At 45.3% G+C, this 5,016-nt stretch carries 4 protein-coding genes and 2 pseudogenes; 2 read left to right on the top strand and 4 right to left on the bottom strand.

Annotation, left to right across the window (positions count from 1 at the left end; translation table 11 throughout):
* Positions 1–111: 111 nt before the first annotated feature.
* From HWQ23_RS02420 to HWQ23_RS02410, 3 genes and pseudogenes are all read right to left on the bottom strand, one after another.
* Positions 112–1,242, bottom strand: a pseudogene (locus HWQ23_RS02420) (type IV pilus twitching motility protein PilT); the annotation flags it as partial.
* A gap of 63 nt (positions 1,243–1,305) precedes the next feature.
* The gene (locus HWQ23_RS02415; RefSeq protein WP_292823168.1) at positions 1,306–3,315 is read right to left on the bottom strand and encodes a GspE/PulE family protein; all 2,010 of its coding nucleotides are present in this window, start codon (positions 3,313–3,315) and stop codon (positions 1,306–1,308) included.
* A gap of 86 nt (positions 3,316–3,401) precedes the next feature.
* A pseudogene (locus HWQ23_RS02410) lies at positions 3,402–3,623 on the bottom strand (ABC transporter substrate-binding protein); the annotation flags it as partial.
* Positions 3,624–3,698: 75 nt separating this feature from the next.
* On the opposite strand from HWQ23_RS02410, the gene HWQ23_RS02405 reads away from it, so the two are divergent.
* Together HWQ23_RS02405 and HWQ23_RS02400 are read left to right on the top strand one after the other, a co-directional pair.
* Entirely contained in the window at positions 3,699–3,944 is a 246-nt protein-coding gene (locus HWQ23_RS02405; protein ID WP_292823167.1) for a type II toxin-antitoxin system Phd/YefM family antitoxin, read from the top strand.
* The gene (locus HWQ23_RS02400) at positions 3,941–4,333 is read left to right on the top strand and encodes a type II toxin-antitoxin system VapC family toxin (protein WP_292823166.1); all 393 of its coding nucleotides are present in this window, start codon (positions 3,941–3,943) and stop codon (positions 4,331–4,333) included. Before HWQ23_RS02405 ends, HWQ23_RS02400 begins: the two co-directional genes overlap by 4 nt.
* A 156-nt stretch (positions 4,334–4,489) precedes the next feature.
* Here HWQ23_RS02400 and HWQ23_RS02395 read toward each other — a convergent pair.
* On the bottom strand, positions 4,490–5,016 hold a 527-nt coding region (locus HWQ23_RS02395; protein ID WP_292823165.1), incomplete at its 5' end, for an extracellular solute-binding protein.

Below are 5,016 nucleotides of genomic sequence, written 5' to 3'. Positions count from 1 at the left end.
GGGCATTGGGCATTGGGCATTGGGCATTGGGCATTGGGCATTGGGCATTGGGCATGGGTTATTCTTCTTGTCTCGCTTGTCTGCCTCATCCCCCTCATCTCCCCAGTTCATTTAATGCGCTTTGGCAGCCGCACCGGGTTTCGCACCTGCTGCCTGCGGCGGTGCCGCACTACCGATGAGACGTTGGATTTCATCTGGCTTAGAAGTCTTAGACATCGCCGCTTCAAAGGAAATCGTTCCTGCTTTGTAAAAATCGGCTAAAACCTTCTCCAGAGTTTGCATTCCCAATTTCCCGCCAGTTTGAATAGCCGAGTAAATTTGAGATGTTTTGCCTTCTCGAATCAAGTTGGAAATAGCGGGAGTGACAATCAGAATTTCTTGAGCCATCACCCGACCATATTCACCAGGTTTAGGGCTTTTCTTGGACACCAAGGTTTGGCTAAATACCGCCACTAACGAGTTAGATAACTGCACTCGCACTTGGGTTTGTCTTTCATGGGGGAAAACGTCAATAATCCGGTCAACTGTCTGTGCGGCGGAACTGGTGTGTAGCGTGCCAAATACCAAGTGTCCTGTTTCTGCGGCAGAAATTGCCAAAGAAATCGTTTCCAAATCGCGCATTTCCCCTACCAGAACAATATCTGGATCTTCCCGCAAAGCTGCTTTCAAGGCATTAGCAAAGCTTTTAGTATCTTCACCCAGTTGCCGTTGGTGAACCAAACTTTTAATTGGTTCGTAGACAAATTCAATCGGATCTTCCACCGTTAAAATATGCTCTGCCTTGGTGCGGTTAATCAAGTCAATCATTGCCGCTAGGGTAGTAGTCTTGCCGGAACCTGTAGGGCCTGTCACCAGAATTAGCCCTCTGGGCTTATCTGTCATTTCCCGGACGATATCTGGCAAACCTAATTTTTCAAAGTTAGGAATTTTAGAACTTAATGCCCGTAAGCAAGCAGCATAAGAACCACGTTCTTTATAGACATTGACCCGAAAGCGAGCCAAACCCTTAACACCATAGGAACAATCTAACTCCCAGTTCTGCTCCAAGGTTTTACGCTGGGTATTGTTGAGCATACTAAAAATCAGCCTTTGACATTGATCAGCTGTCAATACATGCTCACCTATGGGGGTGAGTTTGCCACTGATGCGGAAGTAGGGAGCCAAACCTGCGGATAAATGCAAATCCGAGCCACCCATTTCAATCAACTGCTCCATCAGGTCTTCAATCATCATTTCCATAGTTCTGCTTCCTTTTAATGTTTGTTATTTGTGATTTGTTTAAAGTTACTAACCAATGACTAATGACTACTTTTGAAACCGACATGTCATACAGTAGGGACAATCCAGCCATTCTGGTTTCAATGTGGCATCGCAAGTCAGGCAGGTAAGACCAGTCTTACGTTTGGCTTTTAATTCGGCTTCCAAACCAGTATCAGTAAACGTGACTCGTTCTACTTCTTCTAGAGTGGTGGAACCTTCGCGCACTAAGTCCAAACTGTAAGACAGCAAGGTTTTCATGCCCTCTTCTATTGCCACTTCCTTGATACGTTCTGTAGGTGCGTCTTCGTTGATGAGAGTTTGCAGGTTTTCCGTGACTCGCATAACTTCATAAACACCACAACGCCCTTTGTAGCCGCCGCCATTACATTTTGGGCAAAGCTGATTTTTGGTTTTGGCTTCGGCGATCGCATCTAATGTCAAGGTATTAGCTTTATAGAAGGTGACTTCGACATCTGAGGAAGCTGATAGACCATAGCGAGCCAATTCTTGGACGGTAGGAGTGTAGGGAATGCGACATTCAGAACATACACGCCGCACCAAACGTTGAGCTAAAACGCCAATTAGGGAACTAGAAACCATGAACGGCTCAATACCCATTTCTCCCAAACGAGCGATCGCTCCTGGGGCATCATTGGTATGTAAGGTAGTTAATACCAAGTGACCGGTCAAGGCAGCCTCAATTGCTGTTTTTGCCGTTTCTTTATCCCGCGTTTCACCCACCAGCAGCACATCTGGATCTTGCCGCAAGAAAGCCCGCAGAGCAGTAGCAAAATCCAGCCCTTTTTCCCGAATCACCTGTACTTGAGTAATCCCTGGAAGGCTGTACTCAATAGGGTCTTCCACAGTACTGATATTAATACCAGGATCATTCTTTTCTGATAATGCAGAATATAGCGAGGTTGTTTTCCCAGAACCAGTTGGCCCAGTCACCAAAATTAGACCAAAGGGACGACTTACCATATCCTGGACAATTTGTAAAGTTTCCGGATCAGTAATTAACTTATTCAATCCCAATTGGGTGGAAGAGTTATCCAAAATCCGTAGCACCACCTTTTCCCCGTAACGACTGGGTAAGGTGCTGACGCGGAAATCTACTTTACGTCCCTCAAACAGCCGTCGGATGCGCCCATCTTGGGGTATACGCCGTTCAGCAATGTCTAGATTGGAGATAATTTTAAATCGGGCTGTCACCGCCGGGATGATTTTTTTCGGTAGGGGAGGGAAAGCTTCCATCAGTATGCCATCCTTCCGAAAGCGAATACGTAAGTTTTCTTCTTGCGGTTCGATATGAATGTCAGAAACGCCTTCATGCAAGGCTTTAGCCAGGATTCTGTTGACTAGGTTAATGACTGGGGCATCCTCTGCACCCTTCATCGCTGCCCCTAGATCAGCCTCCATTTCTTCAGGAGCATCGGAAATCTCAAGATTTCCGAGGTTTTCTAAATCCTGATTAATATCTGTAAACTTTGCTTGTTCCAGGTGCTTTTGCTTAACAGCCATTTCATCCAGATATTGGTTGATTAGCTGTTGGTAGTCTTCCTGTGTAATCACCATCCTCTGCAAGGCCAAGCCTTGGGGGCGCAAGATGCGGTTCAGGTCATCGCTTGCCTCTAGATTATCTGGAGCGACCATCGCCACTAAAACTGAGGGCGGGGTTTGGTCTTCGTGCTTCGACAGTGGTACTAAACGATGACGACGACAGATATCCACTGGGATGAGGGTTTCAATCAGGTTCCCCATCATCGTGCTGTCAAAGGAGTTGACTTCCGGATCAAGGAATTCAACACCATATAGTATTTTCAGTTCAAATAGCTGCTGTTTTTTATATTGCCTGAGCAACTCAGGCGATAGTTGTTGGCCAGTGATTGACTCTAGTACTTCCGTTAGGGGTCTGCCAGATTTGCGGCTTTCAATTAGTGCCTGCCTCATCTGTTCAGTATTGGCATAGCCAGATAGCACTAGCTTGTTGCCAAAGGGCGAAAACTCTGTTCTGGTAGTTAGAGCGGTACTGCGCCGTTGTGCTGACGAGTTCATAAATGAGCAATTGATTTGGGGAAACCTCTGCTTAAAGTATTCCCGTACTGTGAGACAGAATTCTCATTTCCCAAAAAAGTCCTAAGTCAACCCATCGCCCTAATTTGCTGATTAGCATCATTCTGTCCTCGCGCGATCGCCTGCTTTAATGGTTGTTGTCCCAATAAGGCGCTGACAAACTGGTTATCAAAGTTATTGACGATGCCTACGGCGGGCTACGCCTACGCACCTGAATACTGACCTACCTGCCACGGTGTAGCATAATTAACTCCCGCCACTAATGGCGATCGCATGGGGTCTTGGTCATAGGCGGAAATATTGAGCATTTGTATTGCAAGCAAGTAAGAACCGATGCTATGTCCTATTAGAATATGACTATAGTCATGACTACGGTTATTATGAAATCAATTTCCAAAAGTAAACTCAAATCTCAACTTCTTGAGTTCTTACGACTTGTAGAGTCAGAGGGAGAAGAAATTGTAGTTACCGATCGCGGTAAGCCAGTCGTGAAAATTTCCAAATACGCACAAGCACCTTCAACAGAAGAGTTATTTAGGGAAATGCGCGGTAAAGTGAAGTACTTTGAAGATTTAACTACACCAACCACTGAGGAATGGCCACAATTGTGAAGATAGTCCTTGACACTTGTGCCCTCATCTGGTGGAGTTTAGATCCAGCCAGACTTTCTGAACAAGCCAAAGAAGCGTGCGACTACATGGAAAGGGATAAAAATGGTCTTGTCCCGTCCATGTCCATATGGGAAATTGCGATAAAAATCAAAAATCAAAAACTAGATTTAGGAGTCAATCTTAACGAGTACGTAGTAACGCTGAAAAAATCTAGTACCGTTCAGATTGTACCCATTGATGAAAATATTTGGATGGAAAGCGTGAATTTAGAATGGGGTCATCGAGATCCAGTAGATCGAGTTGTCGTCGCACTAGCCAGAAGTAATCAAGCTGCAATAATTACAGCAGATAAAGAGATAGCAAATTTCTACTCAGAAGTGATTTGGTAGAGGTGAGAAAGATTGCTTACTTATAGGACTTACCCACAGCTAATGAAAAACGTAGACGCGGAGCGGCTTGCCGCAGGCTACCACAGAGGACGCAGAGGTCACGGAGGAATGAGAGTTTGAGAGGGTTTTTGCGTAAGTCCTGACTTAGACTAAGCATTATTCCATCGCCCTAATTTGCTGATTCGCATCATTCTGCCCTCGCGCGATCGCCTGCTTTAATGGTTGTTGTCCCAATAAGGCGCTGACAAACTGGTTATCAAAGTTATTGACGATCGCACTTGGATACTGACCTACTTGCCAAGGTGTAGCATAATTAACTCCCGCCACTAATGGCGATCGCATCATGTCTTGGTCATAGCCTAAAATCTTGGCCACTGATTTACGTGTTGGCAAAGCAAACCCTGTTCCTGTCCACTTTTGCATCCCTTCTTTACCCGTGAGATAGGCAATCAATTCCCAGGCTTCGGCTTTGTGCTGTGCAAGATTATTCATCACGTAGGCAACTGTAAAAACCATCGTGCCTTTTTTGTCATTAATAGTAGGCAATTGCGCGGTAGCAAACTCTAGTTGAGGAAAGGTTTCAGTTAGATAAGGAATTGCCCAGTTACCTTCAATCACCATTGCCACTTTACCCGGATTTCTCACCAAGATTGAAAAAAGAGGGGTCAAAAACTGCCAAAATG

It is taken from the genome of Nostoc sp. JL33, assembly GCF_017114985.1.
Lineage (GTDB): Bacteria > Cyanobacteriota > Cyanobacteriia > Cyanobacteriales > Nostocaceae > Nostoc.
This window is presented reverse-complemented; position numbering and strand designations above follow the sequence as displayed.